Annotated in this window: 18 protein-coding genes; 6 read left to right on the forward strand and 12 right to left on the reverse strand. The window is 60.5% G+C overall.

The annotated features are described in order from the left end of the window. Positions 1 to 110: 110 nt before the first annotated feature. From K6M89_RS14510 to K6M89_RS14520, 3 genes are all read right to left on the reverse strand, one after another. Positions 111 to 512: a hypothetical protein gene (locus K6M89_RS14510; RefSeq protein ID WP_222139901.1), complete on the reverse strand. Its 402-nt coding sequence runs from the start codon at positions 510 to 512 to the stop codon at positions 111 to 113. A 383-nt stretch (positions 513 to 895) separates the two neighbouring features. Continuing rightward, positions 896 to 1,726, reverse strand: coding sequence for a TolB family protein (locus tag K6M89_RS14515; protein ID WP_222139902.1), 831 nt, complete (start codon positions 1,724 to 1,726; stop codon positions 896 to 898). Between the two features lie 64 nt (positions 1,727 to 1,790). Then, a complete protein-coding gene (locus K6M89_RS14520; protein WP_222139903.1) occupies positions 1,791 to 3,470 on the reverse strand; it encodes an NAD+ synthase in 1,680 nt (559 codons plus the stop codon). 187 nt (positions 3,471 to 3,657) lie between these two features. Here K6M89_RS14520 and K6M89_RS14525 point away from each other — a divergent pair, with 187 nt between their 5' ends. Continuing rightward, positions 3,658 to 4,188: a DUF1003 domain-containing protein gene (locus K6M89_RS14525; protein ID WP_222139904.1), complete on the forward strand. Its 531-nt coding sequence runs from the start codon at positions 3,658 to 3,660 to the stop codon at positions 4,186 to 4,188. On the opposite strand, the gene K6M89_RS14530 is transcribed toward K6M89_RS14525, so the two are convergent. After that, entirely contained in the window at positions 4,185 to 4,583 is a 399-nt protein-coding gene (locus K6M89_RS14530) for a GFA family protein (RefSeq protein ID WP_222139905.1), read from the reverse strand. The two genes, K6M89_RS14525 and K6M89_RS14530, sit on opposite strands and share 4 nt — an antisense overlap. A gap of 295 nt (positions 4,584 to 4,878) precedes the next feature. Between K6M89_RS14530 and K6M89_RS14535 the strand changes: the two genes are divergently transcribed. Beyond that, positions 4,879 to 6,714, forward strand: coding sequence for an ABC transporter ATP-binding protein (locus tag K6M89_RS14535; RefSeq protein WP_222139906.1), 1,836 nt, complete (start codon positions 4,879 to 4,881; stop codon positions 6,712 to 6,714). A 202-nt stretch (positions 6,715 to 6,916) separates the two neighbouring features. Here K6M89_RS14535 and K6M89_RS14540 read toward each other — a convergent pair whose 3' ends face one another. Then, a complete protein-coding gene (locus tag K6M89_RS14540) occupies positions 6,917 to 8,290 on the reverse strand; it encodes a class II 3-deoxy-7-phosphoheptulonate synthase (RefSeq protein ID WP_222139907.1) in 1,374 nt (457 codons plus the stop codon). 227 nt (positions 8,291 to 8,517) lie between these two features. On the opposite strand from K6M89_RS14540, the gene K6M89_RS14545 reads away from it, so the two are divergent. Further along, positions 8,518 to 9,801, forward strand: coding sequence for a pilus assembly protein TadG-related protein (locus tag K6M89_RS14545; RefSeq protein WP_097579834.1), 1,284 nt, complete (start codon positions 8,518 to 8,520; stop codon positions 9,799 to 9,801). Between the two features lie 11 nt (positions 9,802 to 9,812). Here the strand turns inward: K6M89_RS14545 and gor are convergent, their stop codons facing one another. Then, complete coding sequence (gene gor, locus K6M89_RS14550) at positions 9,813 to 11,198, reverse strand: glutathione-disulfide reductase (protein ID WP_222139908.1); 1,386 nt, start codon at positions 11,196 to 11,198, stop codon at positions 9,813 to 9,815. Between the two features lie 231 nt (positions 11,199 to 11,429). On the opposite strand from gor, the gene K6M89_RS14555 reads away from it, so the two are divergent. Beyond that, a complete protein-coding gene (locus K6M89_RS14555; RefSeq protein ID WP_039620082.1) occupies positions 11,430 to 11,648 on the forward strand; it encodes a hypothetical protein in 219 nt (72 codons plus the stop codon). A gap of 49 nt (positions 11,649 to 11,697) precedes the next feature. On the opposite strand, the gene K6M89_RS14560 is transcribed toward K6M89_RS14555, so the two are convergent. From K6M89_RS14560 to rpiA, 3 genes are all read right to left on the reverse strand, one after another. Continuing rightward, complete coding sequence (locus tag K6M89_RS14560) at positions 11,698 to 11,979, reverse strand: acylphosphatase (protein ID WP_222139909.1); 282 nt, start codon at positions 11,977 to 11,979, stop codon at positions 11,698 to 11,700. Positions 11,980 to 12,183: 204 nt separating this feature from the next. Beyond that, entirely contained in the window at positions 12,184 to 12,741 is a 558-nt protein-coding gene (locus K6M89_RS14565; protein WP_183837829.1) for a DUF2059 domain-containing protein, read from the reverse strand. 15 nt (positions 12,742 to 12,756) lie between these two features. Further along, positions 12,757 to 13,455, reverse strand: a complete 699-nt coding sequence (gene rpiA / locus K6M89_RS14570) for a ribose-5-phosphate isomerase RpiA (RefSeq protein ID WP_038692596.1) — start codon at positions 13,453 to 13,455, stop codon at positions 12,757 to 12,759. 231 nt (positions 13,456 to 13,686) lie between these two features. Here rpiA and K6M89_RS14575 point away from each other — a divergent pair, with 231 nt between their 5' ends. Beyond that, positions 13,687 to 14,397, forward strand: a complete 711-nt coding sequence (locus K6M89_RS14575; RefSeq protein ID WP_222139910.1) for an HAD family hydrolase — start codon at positions 13,687 to 13,689, stop codon at positions 14,395 to 14,397. A 346-nt stretch (positions 14,398 to 14,743) separates the two neighbouring features. On the opposite strand, the gene K6M89_RS14580 is transcribed toward K6M89_RS14575, so the two are convergent. Both K6M89_RS14580 and K6M89_RS14585 read right to left on the reverse strand, forming a co-directional pair. After that, on the reverse strand, positions 14,744 to 16,651 hold the full coding sequence (locus K6M89_RS14580) for a L,D-transpeptidase family protein (RefSeq protein WP_222139911.1): 1,908 nt from the start codon (positions 16,649 to 16,651) through the stop codon (positions 14,744 to 14,746). A gap of 75 nt (positions 16,652 to 16,726) precedes the next feature. Next, positions 16,727 to 16,993, reverse strand: a complete 267-nt coding sequence (locus tag K6M89_RS14585) for a hypothetical protein (RefSeq protein WP_222140070.1) — start codon at positions 16,991 to 16,993, stop codon at positions 16,727 to 16,729. A gap of 61 nt (positions 16,994 to 17,054) precedes the next feature. On the opposite strand from K6M89_RS14585, the gene fumC reads away from it, so the two are divergent. Further along, positions 17,055 to 18,446 (forward strand): class II fumarate hydratase, encoded by a 1,392-nt coding sequence (gene fumC, locus K6M89_RS14590; RefSeq protein WP_222139912.1) that lies wholly within the window; start codon positions 17,055 to 17,057, stop codon positions 18,444 to 18,446. Between the two features lie 188 nt (positions 18,447 to 18,634). On the opposite strand, the gene K6M89_RS14595 is transcribed toward fumC, so the two are convergent. After that, on the reverse strand, positions 18,635 to 19,675 hold the full coding sequence (locus K6M89_RS14595) for an acyltransferase family protein (RefSeq protein WP_097579826.1): 1,041 nt from the start codon (positions 19,673 to 19,675) through the stop codon (positions 18,635 to 18,637). Between the last annotated feature and the right edge of the window lie 37 nt (positions 19,676 to 19,712).

Raw genomic sequence — 19,712 nt, forward strand, 5'->3', positions numbered from 1 at the left:
TGAAATTAAGCTTCCTGTTCGGTCAAAACTTGAGACGGTGATTGTTAAAGTACAATCTCGCCACCCACCACCCCGTCATCAATGTTGGCTCGATCGCCGGTGAGGGCTTTTCACGACGTGCGCCTGTGCAGGCACTTGGAGGCGACGACCATATTATAAGCGGTCACGGTTCGAATAGAGTCGAGATATTCATTCTCGTCATAAACGACGTCACTTAAAAACAGGAGCGCAATCTTGTCCTGTAACTGGAGCATAAGCTCCTCTTCCGGCGAAAGCGGCAGGTCATCGAAAAAGCTCATGGCATTATAATTCCTGAAGTACGTCTCGTTACCGCAAGCATATCTTATATCGTGCTGAATATAGAATTTGGCGATGGGAACCGCCATCTGATTTAAAGCTTGAGACTCTTGGTATTTTCCGAACAACCGCAGGTACTCCACCGGAAACACGGCAAAGAATAAAATAGGACAGCAGGTTATGATGGCTAATGTCCCGAACAACACGGCGCGCACGATCGAGTAACTTCCTTTAACCTCATTGGCGGGAACTATCTAGGCCCATTACCATATCAGATGACGAAGCCCTATAGAGAACATACTGTCCCCACCGCCCCATCATTATCTGGCGCCTTGTGGCATGCTGGCGAGAGCGATTTCACACGTGCCTCGACCACGACCTTGGCTTTCGCCAACGTGTTGTCACGGCACGGAGCCGTTGCAGCTGCCATGCCTGGGAAGCAAAGGATCAGGACAAGAATTATCTGCAGGCGCAGCCGTGTGGCTAATGTTGAAGGCATCTTCGCGTCTCTCCAGGGCGCGGCCAATGCCTATTCCAGAAGGGTTGCGTCAGGCTTAAGGCCACCACCACCCCATAAAAAAATGGCGGTGCGCCGCTCTCAAGATCTCGCCGGGAAATAGCGCACATAGGCAAATTCGTCACCATCTGGTGACCAGCAGGGCACGTTGATCGTGCCCTGCCCGCCGAAAAGCTCGAACAACGTCTTCAGATTGCCGCCGTCCATGTCCATCAGCCGCAGCCGCACATCGAGATCGCGCGGATGGTCGAAAACGCTGGGGTCGTAGGACAGGATCAGCACCTTGTCGTTCGTCGGCGACGGATGGGCGAACCAGTTTCCCTGATTGTCCGATGTCACCTGCTCGAGCCCGGTGCCATCAGGGTGAATGCGCCAGATCTGCATCAAGCCGGTGCGGCTGGAATTGAAATAGATCCATTGCCCGTCGGCGGAATAATCCGGCCCGTCGTTACGGCCCTCGCCATGCGTCAGCCGTGTCTCGACACCGCCGTCGACCGAGATCGTGTAGATGTCGAAGAGATCGTCGCGGATGCCGCAATAGGCGAGCTGGCGGCCATCCGGCGACCAGCCGTGCCAGTAGGAGGGCTGGTTTTCCGTAACGAGCCGCGGCGTGCCGCCTTCGATCGGCAGGATATAGATCGACGACTTGCCGAACTCGGTCTTGTCGGAGATGACGATCTCGGTGCCGTCGGGCGAGATGCCGTGATCATTGTTGCAGTTGACGGCAAAGCCGGTATCGACCTGAACAACCTCGCCGCCATCGAGCGGCAGCCGGAAGAGCAGCCCGTCGCCATTCAACAGGAGATAGGAGCCGTCGGGAGCAAAATTCGGCGCTTCCACCAGCCGATCGGTCTGCCACACCTCACGCGCCCTGCCCGTCCTTACATTGTAGATCTCGACCGAGCTGCGCATCGATGCTCCTCCTGACATCTCGATCGCCTCAGCGATCTCGATTGTGCTAGCGATCTCGACCGCTTCAGCGATCACGGAACCGGTTGGTGATGGGATAACGCCGATCACGCCCGAAATTCTTCTTGGTGATCTTCACGCCCGGCGCCGATTGCCGGCGCTTGTATTCGGCGAGATAGAGCAAGTGCTCGACGCGGTGAACGGTCGCGACGTCATGGCCGCGCGCGACGATCTCCTCGACCGCCATCTCCTTCTCCACCAGGCATTCGAGAATATCGTCGAGAACAGGATAGGGCGGCAGCGAATCCTGGTCCTTCTGGTCGGGACGCAGCTCGGCGGACGGCGCCTTGTCGATGATATTCTGCGGGATCACCTCGCCTGACGGCCCCAGCGCACTCGGCGGCACATTCTCGTTGCGCCAGCGGGCCAGCGCATAGACCTGCATCTTGTAGAGGTCCTTGATCGGGTTGAAGCCGCCATTCATGTCGCCATAGAGCGTGGCGTAACCGACCGACATTTCCGACTTGTTGCCCGTCGTCACCACCATCGCGCCGAACTTGTTGGAGATCGCCATCAGGATGACGCCGCGTGCGCGGCTCTGCAGGTTCTCCTCGGTGATGCCGCTCTCCGTGCCCTCGAAGAGATCGGAAAGCGCACTGCTGAAGCCCGTCACCGGCTGATCGATCGGCACGATGTCGTAGCGGCAGCCGAGCGCCTTGGCGCAATCGGCCGCGTCCTTCAGCGAATCCTCCGAGGTATAGCGGTAGGGCAGCATGACGGTGCGCACCCGCTCCTCGCCGAGCGCATCGACGGCGATGGCCGCGCAGATCGCCGAGTCGATGCCGCCGGAAAGGCCGAGCACGACCGTCTTGAAGCCGTTCTTGTTGACGTAATCGCGAAAGCCGAGCAGGCAGGCGCGGTAATCAGCCTCCTCGCCCTCGGGGATCCGCGCCATCGGCCCTTCGGCGCAGTGCCAGCCGCTTTCGCCGCGCTTCCAGGTCGTCACCGCAAGCGCCGTCTCGAACTCGCTCATCTGGAAGGCAAGCGACCTGTCGGCATTGAATGCGAAACTCGCGCCGTCGAAGACGAGCTCGTCCTGGCCGCCGAGCTGGGCGGCGTAGATCAGCGGCAGACCGGTCTCGATCACCTGCTTCAGCACCACCTGATGACGGATGTCGACCTTGCCGCGGTAGTAGGGAGATCCATTCGGCGACAGCAGGATTTCGGCGCCGCTTTCGGCCAGCGTCTCGCAGACGCCGAGGTCGCCCCAGATATCCTCGCAGATCGGAATACCGAGCCTCACTCCGCGGAAATTGACCGGCCCGGGCATGGCGCCCTGATGGAAGACGCGCTTCTCATCGAACTCGCCGTAATTCGGCAGGTCGACCTTGTCGCGCACCGCGATGACCTTGCCGCCGTCGAGCACGGCGACGGAATTATAACGCCCGTTCTCGTCCTGCCGGGGAAAACCGATGATGACGCCCGCCCCGCCATCGGCAGTATCGGCGGCCAGGCTCTCGACCGCCTTCCAGCAGGCGCGGATGAAGGCCGGCTTCAGCACCAGATCTTCCGGCGGATAGCCGGAGATGAAAAGCTCGGTCAGGACGAGCAGGTGCGCACCTTCCCGCCCCGCATCGGCGCGCGCTTCGCGTGCCTTGGCAAGATTGCCGGTCACATCGCCGACCGCTGGGTTGAGCTGACCGATGGCGATGCGGAAGATATCAGAAAGAGCGTTTTCCTGTGTCATGTCATTTATTTAGCCTGGGCCTTCCGTTACCGCAACACGTCCGCGGTCAAAGTGGCCCCGGCGGTGACGAAATTTTTATGAAGGGTCGACACAGCATGACGCGGCACCGACACGCATTGCAATTTACCGATGGAGCGGAATACTGGCGCCGAAAGCGAGCGCAGCGAAACGGCATCGGAAACAGGCCATGTATAATATTTCCAACTTCGTACACCATCATTTCGATAAGCCGGCCGATGAACTCGGCGACATCGAAAAGCGCGTCCTTGCGAAAGCGCACGAGCGCAAGATTATCTCGACCGATGTCAATGCCGCCTTCTCCGCCGAGACCTCGTTCGGCGCGCGTGTCGCCGACGGCATCGCCCGCGTCGGCGGCTCCTGGACCTTCATCATCGCCTTCCTGGCCTTTCTCGCCGTCTGGACGATAATCAACACCATCCTCCTGGCGACCCGCGCCTTCGACCCCTACCCCTTCGTCTTCCTGAACCTGATCCTGTCGATGCTCGCCGCCATCCAGGCGCCGATCATCATGATGTCGCAGAATCGCCAGGCCGAGCGCGACCGCTTCGAGGCTGCAAAGGATTACGAAGTCAATCTCAAGGCCGAACTCGAAGTGCTTTCCCTGCATCAGAAGATCGATATGCACGTGCTGACCGAGTTGACAGCGTTGCGCGAGGACGTAGCCCGCCTCAGCGCCGCGCTTTCCGCCAGAAGCTAGATGGGAAACCTGTCATATTGCGGCAGGCCATCGGTGATCTCATAGAAATCGCCTTTGTCGGTGCAGTAAATGTGGTGACTGAAGGAAAGGCCGGTCGGCTCATCGAAGCTTCCGGCCAGGACTGAAACCTCCGGCGATTCGTCGCCCTGCCAGAACAATGCCGAGCCGCAATTCCCGCAGAAGCCGCGCTGCGCCTCACTGCTCGATCGATACCAGCGGACCGCTTCGGCGCCCTGCACCGAAAGAGCAGTGCGCGGTACGTTGGCCGCGGCATAATAAAATCCCGTCTGCCGCCGGCACTGCGAGCAATGGCAGCCGACGACGGGTCCGGGCTTGCCCGCAATCGAATATCGCACGGCGCCGCAAAGGCAGCCGCCTGTATGCCGTTCGGTCATGACCACTCCTCCATTTTGCAGGAAGTTGCCGCCGATCGCTGCGGGCGTCAAATCCATTCCGTTCAACGAGAGATCAGAAAACTTGAAGCACACTCGCTTCGCATGAGCATGGCCGGCGCGACCTTCCGCTGTTGCCTGTCGACAACACCGACCGATCTCCTCGCATCACTAAGTTGAATTGATCCTGCTTCTCGGCGATACTACGGGTTCAATTCATTCAACCTTTGGGAGACTGTCATGAGAGCGATCCTGTCCAAACAGAAAGGAAACATCGCCCACAAGGACATTCTGCCTCATGAATATTCCGTTCTCCCGCGCGAGGAAAAACGCGCGACGCCATAACGCCTTCCTCACAGTCTTCCTCGACGACCCCGCCGCTGATCGCGGCCGGCGCTGGTCGCGCATGCGAAAATTTCTTTCCTACTACCGCCCGCATCTGCCTCTGCTGCTGGCGGATCTGCTTTGCGCTATCCTCGTTGCCGGCACGGCGGTCGCCCTGCCGCTCTGCGCCAATATCGTCACCAGCCGCCTTCTGGCCCTGCCCGATGCGCCGCAGGCCTTCACCCAGATCCTGGTGATGGGCGGCGTCATGTTGGCCGTTCTGGCAGTCCAGATCGCCGCGATCTTCTTCGTCGATTATCGCGGGCACGTTATGGGCGCCCGTATCGAAGCGACGGTACGGCAGGAGCTCTTCGAGCATTGCCAGAAACTGTCCTTCAGCTTCTATGATCGCCAGCGCACCGGGCAGTTGATGAGCCGCATCACCAATGACTCCCTCTGGCTCGGCGAACTCTTCCACCACGGCCCCGAGGATCTTGCCATCGCCGTGCTGAAATATGCCGGCGCCATGCTGGTGCTGTTCTTCATCGACCCGCCCTTGGCGACCATGATCCTGCTTCTCACGCCGGTCGCGATCGCTTATGCGCTCTATTTCAACCGGCGCATGAACCGTGCGCTCGAAGCCAGCAAGCAGCAGATCGCCGCCGTCAACGAGCGGGTCGAGGATGCTCTGGCAGGTATCCGTGTCGTCCAGTCCTTCGCCAACGAGGCGCTGGAAAGGCAGCGCTTCGACGCACAGAACCAGCGCTTTCTGCAAAGCCGCGCGGAGGGCTACCGCAGCGAAGCCTGGTTTTCGGTCGGCACGGAAACCTTCGCCCAGCTCGTCACCATATTGGTGATCGTCGTCGGGGGCTTACGCATCCTAACGGCGCAGCTCACCGTCCCGGATATGCTGACCTTCCTGCTCTGCGTCGCCGTACTGGTTGATCCCGTCCAGCGGCTCGCCAATTTCGTGCGGCTCTGGCAGGAGGGCTATACCGGTTTCATCAGGGCCATGGAAATCCTGGAGATCGCCCCTGACATCACCAACCGGCCGGCCGCCGGGCCGATGCCGGCACCAAGGGGCGAGATCAGTTTCTCCGACGTCGACTTCGGCTATGAGGCCGATGGTCCGCGCGTATTGGAGCGACTGTCGCTCACCATCGCGCCCGGGGAGTTCGTTGCCCTGGTCGGCCCTTCGGGCGTCGGCAAGAGCACACTGTGCGCTCTCATACCGCGCTTCTATGATGTCGAGGCGGGGGCCATCCGCATCGACGGTACCGATATCCGCGATGTGACGCTGGCCTCGCTCCGGCGCCATGTCGGGGTGGTGCAGCAGGATGTCTACCTTTTTGCCGGCACCGTGGCGGAAAATCTGCGCTACGGCAGGCCCGACGCCAGCGATGCCGAGCTGGAAGCGGCGGCCCGGGCCGCCAATGCGCACGACTTCATCATGGCCCTGCCCCAGGGCTATGATACCGATATCGGCCAGCGCGGGGTCAAACTTTCGGGCGGCCAGCGCCAACGCATTACCATCGCCCGCGCCTTTCTCAAGGATCCTGAGATCCTGATCTTCGACGAGGCGACCAGCGCGCTCGACAACGAGAGCGAACGGGCGGTGCAGCAGGCGCTGCTGAGCCTGGCGAACGGCCGAACCACCCTGGTCATCGCCCATCGCCTGTCGACCGTCCGCCATGCCGACCGCATCCTGGTCCTGACGGGCGACGGCGTCGTCGAACAGGGCACGCATGACGATCTGATGGCGCAAGGCGGCGTTTACGCCAACCTTCACAGTGTTCAGGCCAGCATTTAAAATTTGGCATCTCGACCATCGGAGCGTCGATATGGCTGGAAAGCCATCAACACGCTCCGTCATCCTCGGCCTTGTGCCGAGGATCTGCTGCCGGCGCGGTAGATCCTCGCACAAGGCCGAGGATGACGCCGAGTGAAGGGTGAGCCTTGTAACAAAAAAGCCCGGGGCGAGCCGGGCTTTTCTCCATCCATATCAACCGGCCTCAGCCGTTGGCGACCATGCGCTTCTCGTCGCGGCCGCCCTTCATGCGCTCGGCAAGCAGGAAGGCGAGTTCGAGCGCCTGGTCGGAGTTAAGGCGCGGATCGCAATGGGTGTGGTAGCGGTCCTGCAGATCGTCGGCGGTGACGGCGCGGGCGCCGCCGGTGCATTCCGTCACATCCTTGCCGGTCATTTCGACGTGGATGCCGCCGGGATGCGTGCCTTCGGCGCGGTGGATCTGGAAGAAGCTTTCGACTTCCGAAAGGATCCGCTCGAAGGGACGGGTCTTGTAGTTGTTGAGCGTGATCGTGTTGCCGTGCATCGGGTCGCAGGACCAGACGACCTTGCGCCCCTCGCGCTCCACGGCGCGGATGAGGCGCGGCAGGTTTTCGGCGACCTTCTCATGGCCGAAACGGCAGATCAGCGTCAGCCGCCCGGCTTCGTTAGCCGGATTCAGGATATCGATCAGCTGCAGAAGATCGTCGGCCTGCAGCGAGGGGCCGCACTTAAGCCCGATCGGGTTCTTGATGCCGCGGCAATATTCGATATGCGCATGGTCGGCCTGGCGCGTACGGTCCCCGATCCAGATCATGTGACCCGACGTGGCGTACCAGTCGCCCGAGGTGGAATCGACGCGGGTCAGCGCCTCCTCGTAGCCGAGCAGCAGCGCCTCGTGGCTGGTGAAGAAATCGGTCTCGCGCAGGCTCGGGTGGTTTTCCGAGGTGATGCCGATCGCCTTCATGAAATCCATGGTTTCGCTGATGCGGTCGGCCAGCTTGCGGTACCGCTCACCCTGCGGGCTGTCCTTGACGAAACCAAGCATCCACTGATGCACGTTTTCGAGGTTGGCGTAACCGCCCATCGCGAAGGCGCGCAGAAGGTTGAGCGTCGCGGCCGACTGGCGATAGGCCATGGCCTGGCGTTCCGGGTTCGGAATGCGCGACTCCTCGGTGAATTCGATGCCGTTGATGATGTCGCCGCGATAGGCCGGCAGCGTCACGTCGCCCTGCTTTTCGACATTCGACGAACGCGGCTTGGCGAACTGGCCGGCAATGCGGCCGACCTTGACGACCGGCAGCTGCGCGCCGAAGGTCAGCACGACGGCCATCTGCAGGAAAGCGCGGAAGAAGTCGCGGATATTGTCGGCGCCGTGTTCGGCGAAGCTCTCGGCGCAGTCGCCGCCCTGCAGCAGGAAACCGTTGCCTTCGGCAACATTGGCGAGATGCTTCTTCAGCCGGCGCGCCTCGCCGGCGAAGACGAGCGGCGGATAACTGGCGAGCGTTGCTTCCGTTGCCGCCAAAGCGGCTGCATCCGGATATTCGGGAACCTGCAGGATCGGTTTCTGCCGCCAGCTGCTCGGGGTCCAATTGTCTGCCATGTCACTCACCTGTTCTCGCCCCAGTTCCTGGAATGCGGCCTACCCTTGATAATCCGGCGGCTTATAGCCCTTTAGATCCGGCTTGCAAAGATCAATCGCCCAAAGCGTCTCGTCTGGCCGCGGCAGTCGGCCATTGACCGGTTAAACCGGCATATACCATGTCGATTTCCCCATATTTTAGACTTTGAATGTAGAACCGGAAAGAGTTTCAACATCGGGGACATGGCATGGCGATCCTTCCGCCCGGTTTCATATCGGACCGCTCGGGCAATTTCGGCATCATGACGGCATTGCTGATGGTGCCGCTCGTCGGGACGGCAGGCATGGCGGTGGACTTCGCCCATGCGCTGAGCCTGAGAACCCAGCTATATGCCGCAGCCGATGCCGCCGCCGTCGGTTCGATCGCCGAAAAATCGGGCGCGGTCGCAGCTGCGATGGCGATGAACGGCAACGGCACGATCTCGCTCGGCAAGACCGACGCGCGCAACATCTTCATGTCCCAAGTGTCGGGGGAACTGGCCGAGGTTCACGTCGATCTCGGCATCGACGTCACCAAGACCGCCAACAAGCTGAATTCTCAGGTTTCCTTCACCGCCACGGTGCCGACGACCTTCATGCAGATTTTTGGCCGGGACTCGATTACGATCTCCGGCACGGCGACTGCCGAATACCAGACCGCCGCCTTCATGGATTTCTATATCCTGCTCGACAATACGCCCTCCATGGGCGTCGGCGCGACGCCGAGCGACGTTTCAAAGCTGGAGGCCAAGACAGGCTGCGCCTTTGCCTGCCACCAGAAGGACAAGAGCACCAACAACTACACCATAGCCAAAAGCCTCGGTGTGGCCATGCGCATCGACGTGGTGCGCCAGGCGACCCAGGCGCTGACCGATACGGCCAAGACCGAGCGCATCAGCAGCGACCAGTTCCGGATGGGCGTCTACACTTTCGGCACCAAGGCCGAGGACGCCAAGCTGACGACGATCTCCGGCCTTACCTCCGACCTGACGAAGGTGAAGAACTATACCGACGCGGTCGATCTGATGACCATTCCCTATCAGAACTACAATAACGACCAGATCACCAACTTCGACAGCGCCATGACGCAGATGAACACCATCATCGACCCGGCCGGTGACGGCACGTCGAACACCAGCGCCGAAAAAATCCTGTTCTTCGTATCCGATGGCGTCGGCGACAGCTACAAGCCGTCCACATGCACCAAGAAGACGACCGGTGGCCGCTGTCAGGAGCCGATCGACACCTCTTTCTGCAAGCCCTTGAAGGATCGGGGGGTCAAGATCGCCGTGCTCTATACCACCTATCTGCCGTTGCCGAGCAACAGTTGGTACAATACCTGGATCAAGCCCTTCCAGAGCGAGATCCCCACGAAAATGCAGGCATGCGCCTCGCCCGGTTTCTATTTCGAGGTGTCGCCGACCGAAGGTATCACCGATGCGATGAAGGCGCTTTTCCTCAAGGTCATCCGCGCGCCACGGATCACCAGCTAAAGAACTGGGACTTAGATGCGCTTTCCCTCGCGAATCCGATAGCTCGGCGCATACATGGTGACCAGCTCTTCGGCGGCCGTCGGATGCAGCGCCATCGTCTGGTCGAAATCATCCTTGGTGCAGCCGGCCTTGAGCGTGACGCCGAGCAGCTGCGCCATTTCCCCGGCATCGTGGCCGAGGATGTGGGCGCCGACCACCTTCCGGCTCGCCGCATCAACGATCAGCTTCATGATCATCCGCTCGGCCCGCCCCGAAAGCGTGGCCTTCAGCGGACGGAACTGGGCACGATAAACCTCGAGTTCGCCGTAACGCTTGCCTGCCTCCTCTTCCGAGAGGCCGACGGTGCCGATCTCGGGCTGCGAGAAGACGGCGGTCGGGATCAGCTCATAGTCCGGCCGCGTCGGATTGTTCTTGTACTCGGTTTCGATGAAGCACATTGCCTCGTGGATCGCCACCGGCGTCAGCTGTACCCGGTTGGTGACATCGCCGAGGGCATAGATGTTTTCGATGTTGGTACGGGAATAGTCGTCGACGATGATGGCGCCGCGCTCGTCGACAGCGACGCCGGCCGCCTCCAGACCGAGGCCCTCGGTGTTGGGATCGCGCCCGAGCGCCAGCAGGACGACGCCTGCCTGCAGCGTGCCATTATTCATCGTCTCGAGAGTGAGCCCGTCCTCGCCTTTGGAGACCTTCTGCAGCGTGTCGTGGCAGAGAATGCGTATGCCCTTGGCGACCATCGCCTCGTGCAGCCCGCGCCGCAGATCCTCGTCGAAGCGCGACAGGATTTCGGCGCCGCGATAGATCAGCGTCGTTTCGACGCCGAGACCATGGAAAATATTGGCGAACTCGACGGCGATATAGCCGCCGCCAGCGATCACGATCGATTCTGGCAGCTCTTCGAGATGAAAGGCCTCGTTGGAGGAGATGCAGAATTCGTAACCGGGAAGGGCCGCATGCGGGTTCGGCCTTCCGCCGGTGGCGATGACGATGGTCTTGGCCATCACCGTCTGTCCGGTTTTCATCAGCCGGACCGTATGAGCATCGACCAGTTCGGCGCGTGTTTCCAGGATGTCGGCATTGGCGCCGCTGAGCCCCTTCTTGTAGAGGCCTTCCAGCCGCGCAATCTCGGCATCCTTGGCCGCCACCAGCTTCTTCCAGTCGAAACTGCTTTCGCCGACGGTCCAGCCAAAGCCCTCCGCATCCTCGAAATGCTCATGAAACTGCGATGCATAGACGAAGAGCTTCTTCGGCACGCAGCCGCGGATGACGCATGTGCCGCCATAGCGATATTCCTCGGCGATCGCCACCCTCTTGCCGAGCGAGGCGGCAACCCGGGCGGCGCGCACCCCCCCGGAACCGCCGCCGATGACGAAGAGGTCGTAGTCGTAGGAAGACATGAGGAACTCCGGAAGGGAATCGCAGGAAAGGACGTTCCTGATATAGGGGCGATCCTCATCAAAACAAAAGCCCCGCGCCTGCCTCTTCCCGCTCTCCATTGCCGAATCTTGATCTGAAGCGGTCCCCCTTACGGTTGAGCTGCGGTTGATCCGGTCAGCGTTTACAGTTGACCCAGTCGGCGGAGGCTGGCAGGGCATTGCTTGAGACGGAATAGGATGCCGGAGCAAAAGATGGATCAAACTCTGTTCGCCAAGCTGTGCAAGGCCGGCAAATTCAAGGAGGCGCTCAATCTCGCCATCGAGGGCCACGAAGACGAGAAATTCACGCCGAGCCGCTTTGCGATGGACAAGAAAACCGGACTGCCGATTTTCTACCGCGGCAACAAGCGCGTCGAGCCGGACGAGACAGGCGCATGGCAATTGGCCAAGAGCTCGAAGGATTGGGGCTGAGCGTCAGGCGCATCCGCGCAGCCGGTCCATTGCCGGACTGCTGCTATCGTCAGGTGATGCGGAAATCCGTCGGCATCGTCTCAAGCCGGGTCGCTTCCGTCTCCACGCCAGAAACCGACGCCCCCGCAGGCCCGCGCCTCAAACGCTCGATCATCGTCGAGATCGCATTGTCCGGCCCCGCGACCAAGGCGGCGACGGATCCGTCCGCCTCGTTGCGCACCCAGCCGGTCAGCCCGAGCCGCAGCGCCTCATCGCGCGTCCACATGCGAAAACCCACACCTTGGACCTTACCTGATATTCGTACTCGCACAGCCTCGTCACGCTCGGACATATCTGCCTCACCAACCTTCGCCGCCAAGGATCTAGAACAGGATGATTTTAGGCCGGTCGGCCAAAAATCTGAATCCCATTCTAAATTAAAGAGTTAGAGCGTGATGTCGTCCGAAAACCGCTCACACTTTTCGGCATGCTCTGGCGCATCATAACAAAAAAGCCCGGACGAGGCCGGGCTTTCGCAAATTCTGGCGGGCAGTCGTTACTGCTGGGCGGCCGGTGCCGGAGCAACCGGGCTGTCGGTTGCCGGCGGCGGTGCCTTGATAACCTTGGAAAGCTCGGCGTTGCTCTGCTTTTCCAGATCGCGGGAAATCCCCTGCCCCCAGATATCGGCGGCCTTCCCCATCTCGCGTAAGGCGACTGGGCCGTCACGCAGCAGCTTCTTGCCGACGTCGGAATTGTAGAAATCGGCGATCGTCTTCAGCTCTTCGAGGGTGAAGGTCTTGGCATAGATAAGTGCGGCTTCCTTCTCGAGATCGCCGCGGCGCGGCGCCAGCGCAAGCGCCTGCGCGTCGACCGTCGACGAGATGACGTCCTGGTAGTTCGGCGAATCCTGAATCAGGCCGGCCTTCAGGCGCTCGGCTAGACCCGGCAGGATGTTGTCGAAGGCGGCGGTGGCGCCGATCGAGGTGACAGCGGCGCGCGCGGCCTTCAGCTGCTCGTCGGAAACCTCCTGCGCCTTGACTGCGGAGCCGAAGGCAAGCCCGGAAAGAACGATGGTCGCAGCGGCAAAACGGCCAAGACCTGCAATGTTCATCATGAGTGTATGCTCCTGTTATCTGTTTGCCTGCAGCGTGCGCGCACCCGCAGGACCGGCAATGATCGCAAGTGCCGCCATATTGATAAAGAGCCCGTGTTCGACGACGCCGGGTATGGAATTCAGCTCGCTCGAAAGCGCCTCTGCATCAGGAATGCGGCCAAAAGATGCATCGATGATGTGATGGCCGCCATCCGTGGTAAACTCTCCGTCACCCGACTGGCGCAGGCTGAGTTCGCCGGAAAGGCCGAGCCGGGCCGCGACTTTCTCGATCGCCATCCGCGTCGAGACGAGACCGAACGGGTTGACTTCGATCGGCAGCGCGTAGGCGCCGAGCGTATCGACCAGCTTGCTTTCGTCGGCGATGACGATCATCCGCTCAGAAGCGGCGGCGACGATCTTTTCGCGCAGCAGCGCGCCGCCGCCACCCTTGATCAATCTGAGCGCCGGATCGACCTCGTCGGCGCCGTCGACCGTCAGATCGAGCGCCGGCAATTCGTCAAGCGATTTCAGCGGCACGCCGAGTTCGACACAGAGCCGCGCGGTTCGTTCGGAGGTCGGAACACCTTCGACCCTGAAGCCGCCAGCAACCTTTTCCGCCAGCAGCCGGACGAACTCTTCCGCCGTGCTGCCCGTCCCGATCCCGAGGCGCATCCCGTCTTCGACATGGGCGAGTGCGGCCTCGGCGGCCTTAATCTTCATTTCGCGGGCATCCATGCGCCGCCAGCTCCGATTTATTGCGTTGGATGTGCTGTTTACACGGCTCGCTTGGCAAACGAAAGTCAAAATCATCACGGAAAATGAAAAGCCGAAACAAATGCCTGAGGCCGCCCCGGCCATCACAGGACGTTGCTTTCCGCGGCGGGATCGCCTACCTCAGGCACAATCCCTCGTCCCCGGGCGCGAACCGTCGCTTCCCGGAGACCCATCGCTCAAAAAGGCAAGCCCTTGACCCCTGCCCCCGTTCGCCCGGCACTGATCGTCTTCGATCTCGATGGCACCCTTCTCGATACCCATGCGGACCTGGTCGAAAGCCTGAACCATACGATCGCAGCCCTCGGCCTCGAGCCGGTCAGCTATGACGACCTCACCCATCTCGTCGGCCAGGGCGCGCGGGTGATGATCGAACGCGCCTGCCGGCTGCGCGGCCATCCGCTCGAAAGCGACGCCGTCCCGCCGCTGGTCGAACGTTTCGTCGCCCATTATGCCGGCAATATGCCAGGCCACACCGAACCCTATCCCGGCCTGGTCGCTGCAATGGACCGGCTGAAAGCGGCAGGCTACCGCCTCGCCGTTTGCACCAACAAGATGGAAAGCCTTGCATTCGGCCTGCTCGACAAGCTCGACCTCACCGGCTATTTCGATGCCATCACCGGCGGCGATACTTTCGAATACCGCAAACCCGACGCCCGCCATCTCACCGGCACCATCGACCGCGCCGGCGGCGACATCGCCCGCACCGTGATGATCGGCGACAGCATCAACGACATCGCGGTGGCGAAGAATGCCGCCGTCCCGTCGATCGCCGTTCCCTTCGGTTACTCGGATGTGCCGGTTTCAAGCCTCGATCCGGATGTGATCATCATGCATTTCGATGAGTTGATGCCGGAGCTGGTGGAGCGGTTGTTGCGGGAGAATGCGGAGAAGGTCGCGGTCTGAGGAGTCCGCTCATTTCTCCACTCCCTCCCTCATTCCTGTCCTCGGGCTTCGACCCGAGGGATGTCACAGGAATCCAGCTGGCTGGCATCCGCAAGCCGAAAAGACTCTTAAATTGAGACCAGCATCCGTCACTTGAAGAGGACATTGCTCCTGCAATGGCACCATTTATCGACGGGGCCGCAATTCCCCGCCGCGTAGACACGCGGCTGTTGGATGCCTGTGACGAGCACAGGAATGAGGGACGAGTCTGTGGCGCCAGTCTGCCAAACGCGACACTCCGCTACTCGCCCCAAAACAAAACGGGCGGCCCGAAGACCGCCCATTCAATAACCCAATAAAACCTGCGTCAGATCTGCGCGCCGCGCGCCTTTGTCGTCGCGTCGAAGGCCTTTTTGACATAGGCGTCGCGGCCGTAGACGTCGTCAAAATACTCCACGACGCCGTCCTTGTTCGGCCAAGCGGTGAAGTAGGACACGTAAACCGGGACCTTCTGCGGCACCTTCACCGCATGGTTCTGCCCGTTGGCGATCTGCTTGGCGACATCATCGACGGTCGTGCCGAGCACGGCCGCGGCCATCGCGCGCGGATTGGAAAGACGCACGCAGCCATGGCTGAGAGCGCGCATGTCACGCTTGAAGAAACTCTTCGACGGCGTGTCGTGCATGTAGATAGCATGGCTGTTCGGGAACAGGATCTTGAGTTCGCCGAGGGCATTGTCGCTGCTTGGCGGCTGGCGCACCGAAACATTGTCGGTCGAGCCGTACCAATCGACGCTGGACGAGGCGACGGCATGGCCGTTCACCTCGACCTCATAGCCGAGCTGGTCGAGATAGTTCGGATCCGAGCGCAGCTTCGGCAGCATCTCATTGATAATGATCGACTGCGGCACGCCCCAGAACGGGTTGAACTCCACCGTCTCGATCTCGTCGTTGAAGAAATAGGTCTGATTGTTCTTGCCGCCGACGACGACACGCATCGACAGCTGTTCCTTGCCGTCATTGTGATAGTAGGCCATGTAGGCCGGCTGGTTGATCATGACATAGCGCGAACCGAGATCTTCCGGCAGCCAGCGCGCCTGTTCCATGGCGACGGCGAGCTTGTCGATTTTCGAGGCATTGGTGTCACCGCCTGTCATGGCGCGCACCGTCGCCTGACCGATGACGCCGTCTGCCTTCAGCCCGCGCTCCTTCTGGAAATCCTCCACCAGCGCGACGATATCCGGCGAATAGTCGCTGCTGCCTGCGTAAGCCGCAAAGGTCGCGGCGTGATCGGTCCTCAGCCTCTCGGAACCGTGCTTCTGGACAGCCTTGACGATATTGGCGATCTCGGGCGAGCTGTCGCCGGGCTTCAGCAGACCGCTGAGCGAAACGACGATCTGCTCCTCTTTGCCGCCATCGGCGGCGTGAAGTTTGGCAAGCTCCGCCTTCAGCGCCTCGAACTGCGGACTATCGGGCGAGCGGCTGGCGATATAGGCGCCGGCATCGGGGCTCATGCGGGCAAGCTTCAGGACCGGCGCCAGATTGACCACCTTGCGCTGGAAATCGTGATAGCCGGAAATCTTGTTCGGATCGATGCGGCCGCGCACCGTGTCCTGCACGAAGGCAAGCACCTTGGCCGAGAGTTCGAGTTCGAACTGGGTCAGCGCCCGGTCGCGGACGACCGGATCGGGATTGGCCGGATCGATCGCCGGTGTCTGGATGGCGTAATTGGCGGAATCGAGGCCGACGGAGGCCGCATCGGCAAGTGCGCCCATCACCGATTTGGCGCGCTCGTTGATTCCATTGCCTTCGACCCAGACGAGCGGATTGCGGCTGTCACCGTAATAGGCCTCGAGCGCCTTGGCGACGTCGGCATTGGCGCGCACCTTGGCCTGCGCCAGCAGGCGGCGCTGCACGACCGGTTCGGCGCCGGCCTCACCGCTCGGCGAAACCTCGGCGACCGCGCCGGTGACGACGGGATCGGCAAACTTGCCGGTGTCGACGAACTGCAGCGTTTCGGCTTTATAGTTGTAATAACGCGGACCGCTGACCTTCGGCAGCGGCGCCTCCGGATCAAGCCCGCCGAGCGAGCCGCCGACGGCGCCACGCGGCACCGGTCGGCCCGGCGCCTGATCCATTAAGATGGTGCTCTGGCTCCGCTGCCTGTCGCCCCGCAGCATATCCATCAGCGTGTAGGCATGTGCGGGAGCGGTCATCACTGCCAGACCGCAGGAGACTGCCAATGCGGATACCGCGCTTTTCAAAACGAACGTCATATATATTCCAGTCCCGATGTCATGCTGTTCTCAGCTCAAATCCCGCGAAACTCACGCAGCGTAGGGCCTCATTGATCAGAAACCGGCCTTCGCCGCCAGCGCCGGCGGACTCACTTCTCTGTGACGGAAATTCTGCACGGCGCCGCGCAGCAGTTCACACAAAATTATGAAATTATTAGTTAATTTTTTACTGAATTTTTGCCGCCAGACCAGTGCGGCAAAAACCTGCCGATGCATAATATTTTCAAAGTGGCCGAAAAAGCACGGCCGCCAGCCGGCGCAAACCTGACTGGAATTTTCAATATTTCGCACCGCATCCGGTTTTCTTGTCCTGGTTTCCAACCTATAAAACCTCATCTTTCGAAAATGCCCGAAACAGCATGTGACAGGAAGGAAAACCCCGATGACCGCAACCCGCACCGAAACCGATACTTTTGGCCCCATCGATATCGCCGCCGACCGATATTGGGGCGCCCAGGCCGAGCGTTCGCTCGGCAATTTCAAGATCGGCTGGGAAAAGCAGCCGCTCTCGATCGTGCGCGCACTCGGCATCGTCAAGCAGGCCGCGGCACGCGCTAACATGGCGCTTGGCCAGCTCGATCCTGGCCTCGGCAAAGCCATCGTTGATGCGGCCCAGGAAGTGATCGACGGCAAGCTCGACGACCATTTTCCGCTGGTCGTCTGGCAGACCGGCTCCGGCACGCAGTCGAACATGAATGCCAACGAAGTCATCTCCAATCGTGCCATAGAAATGCTGGGCGGCGTCATGGGTTCCAAGATGCCGGTGCATCCGAACGATCACGTCAACATGAGCCAGTCGTCCAACGACACCTACCCCACGGCCATGCACATCGCCTGCGCCGAACGTATCGCGCATCACCTGCTGCCGGCCCTGAAACACCTGCATGCCGCTCTCGACATGAAGGTCACGGAATTCAGCCACATCATCAAGATCGGCCGCACCCACACCCAGGATGCGACGCCGCTGACACTCGGCCAGGAATTTTCCGGTTACGCCGCCCAGGTCGGCTCCGCCATCAAGCGCATCGAGATGACATTGCCCGGCCTCTGCGAGCTCGCCCAGGGCGGCACCGCCGTCGGCACCGGTCTCAACGCGCCGGTGGGCTTTGCCGAAAAGGTTGCCGACGAGATCGCCGCTATTTCGGGCCTGCCCTTCGTCACCGCGCCGAACAAGTTCGAGGCGCTTGCCTCACATGACAGCATGGTCTTTTCCCATGGCGCCATCAATGCCGCAGCAGCCGCCCTCTTCAAGATCGCCAACGACATTCGTCTCCTCGGCTCCGGCCCGCGCGCCGGTCTCGGCGAACTGGCGCTGCCGGAAAACGAGCCCGGCTCCTCGATCATGCCCGGCAAAGTCAACCCGACCCAATGCGAAGCGCTGACGCAGGTCTGCATCCACATCTTCGGCAATCACGCCGCCCTGACTTTCGCCGATAGCCAAGGCCATTTCGAGCTCAACGTCTACAATCCGATGATGGCCTATAATTTCCTGCAGTCGGTACAGCTGCTTGCTGACGCCGCCGTCTCCTTCACCGACAATTGCGTCGTCGGCATCGAGGCACGCGAAGACAACATCAAGGCCGGCCTCGAACGCTCGCTGATGCTGGTGACGGCACTTGCCCCGAAGATCGGCTACGACGCGGCCGCCAGGATCGCCAAGACTGCCCACAAGAACGGCACGACGCTGAAGGAGGAAGCGCTCGCCAGCGGCCTCGTCTCCGCCGAAGACTACGACGCCATCGTCCGCCCGGAAACCATGATCGGCCCGAAATAAGCCGGCGTTTCCCATCCGGCCCGCGAACAGTGTCGGGTTGAGCCACAGGTTCGACCCGCTCTTCCATCTCTACAATGGAGGAAGCGACGCTGGACCCGCGTGAATATCCCCGGACACTCTACGCATGCTGCGAAGAACGCCCGGCTTTGATGTCTGCATGCTGAAATAAGCTCCGACGCGGCCGCAACTTATTCAGCAGGCATGTATGAAGCGGCTCTTCTGCCTCTCTCCAACCGTTTGAGAAACTGCGCAATCTTCTTTTCGACGCAGAAGTAAAAGACGAGTCCAACAGAAACGCAGAATATCGTCGTGACCACGAGCAATGGAATTCGAAGGGCAAGCGGCGCAGTCCAGCGTTCGACCCCGGCAATATAGATGGCGAGCTTTGCGACACCGATCGCAATCATATGAGTCAGGTAGAGCGAGTAGGACGAATCCCCCAATATCTTCAACCATGTCAATTTCGGAAAAAGGCTCGCACGTTCGGCGACCAGGGCACCCAGGACGATAAGGACCGACGGAACGCCCCATACGAGAACCCGAACGAAACCGTGTGGCTTGTCAAGGAAGGAGGAAGCGACGATGGACACGAGTCCCAGTACCATCAATGCCACCGACAGCCTGGTCGACGCGACGTCGGCTCTCGACATAACGAATGCGATGACAACACCGGCCAGAAACTCCAGCAACAGCGGCGATGCGTAAACGATAGAATATGGGGTCACTGGCGCAAACAGGCCGATTGCCACGCAAAGCACAAGAAAACCCGTTATCGCCAGAAGACGCTGCGTTCTTCCTTTCAAGAACAGGACAAGGCAAAACGCGGTGTAAAAGAACATCTCATAATTCAGCGTCCAACCCGGAACGAGAACCGGCTGAACGACACCGGTGCCGTCCGCATAGGGGACAAACAGCAGTGACCGGATGATATCAGCTGCGTTAAAGGCGGCATTGTCGTAATTTTTCGGTGAGACGGTAGCTGCAATCACAAATAGCAGAGTGCAGATCCAATAGATGGGCAGAACCCGCTGAATGCGGTTTCGGATGAACTGCAGCGGCGCGGTCGGTCTCGCGTCCGAAATAGTCCACATGATGAAGCCGCTAATTATGAAAAACAGGTCTACACCAGCTGCCAGCGGAATAAAATTCCAACCAAAAATGAACGCAACATGAAAGATCGTGACCGCGATCGCCGCAACAGCACGGAGGTATTGTATAGAATAAACCATGAGCTCCTCGCTTTGTGCGTCGCAACATGACACGAGA

Source organism: Rhizobium croatiense, from assembly GCF_019793465.1.
GTDB lineage: Bacteria > Pseudomonadota > Alphaproteobacteria > Rhizobiales > Rhizobiaceae > Rhizobium > Rhizobium croatiense.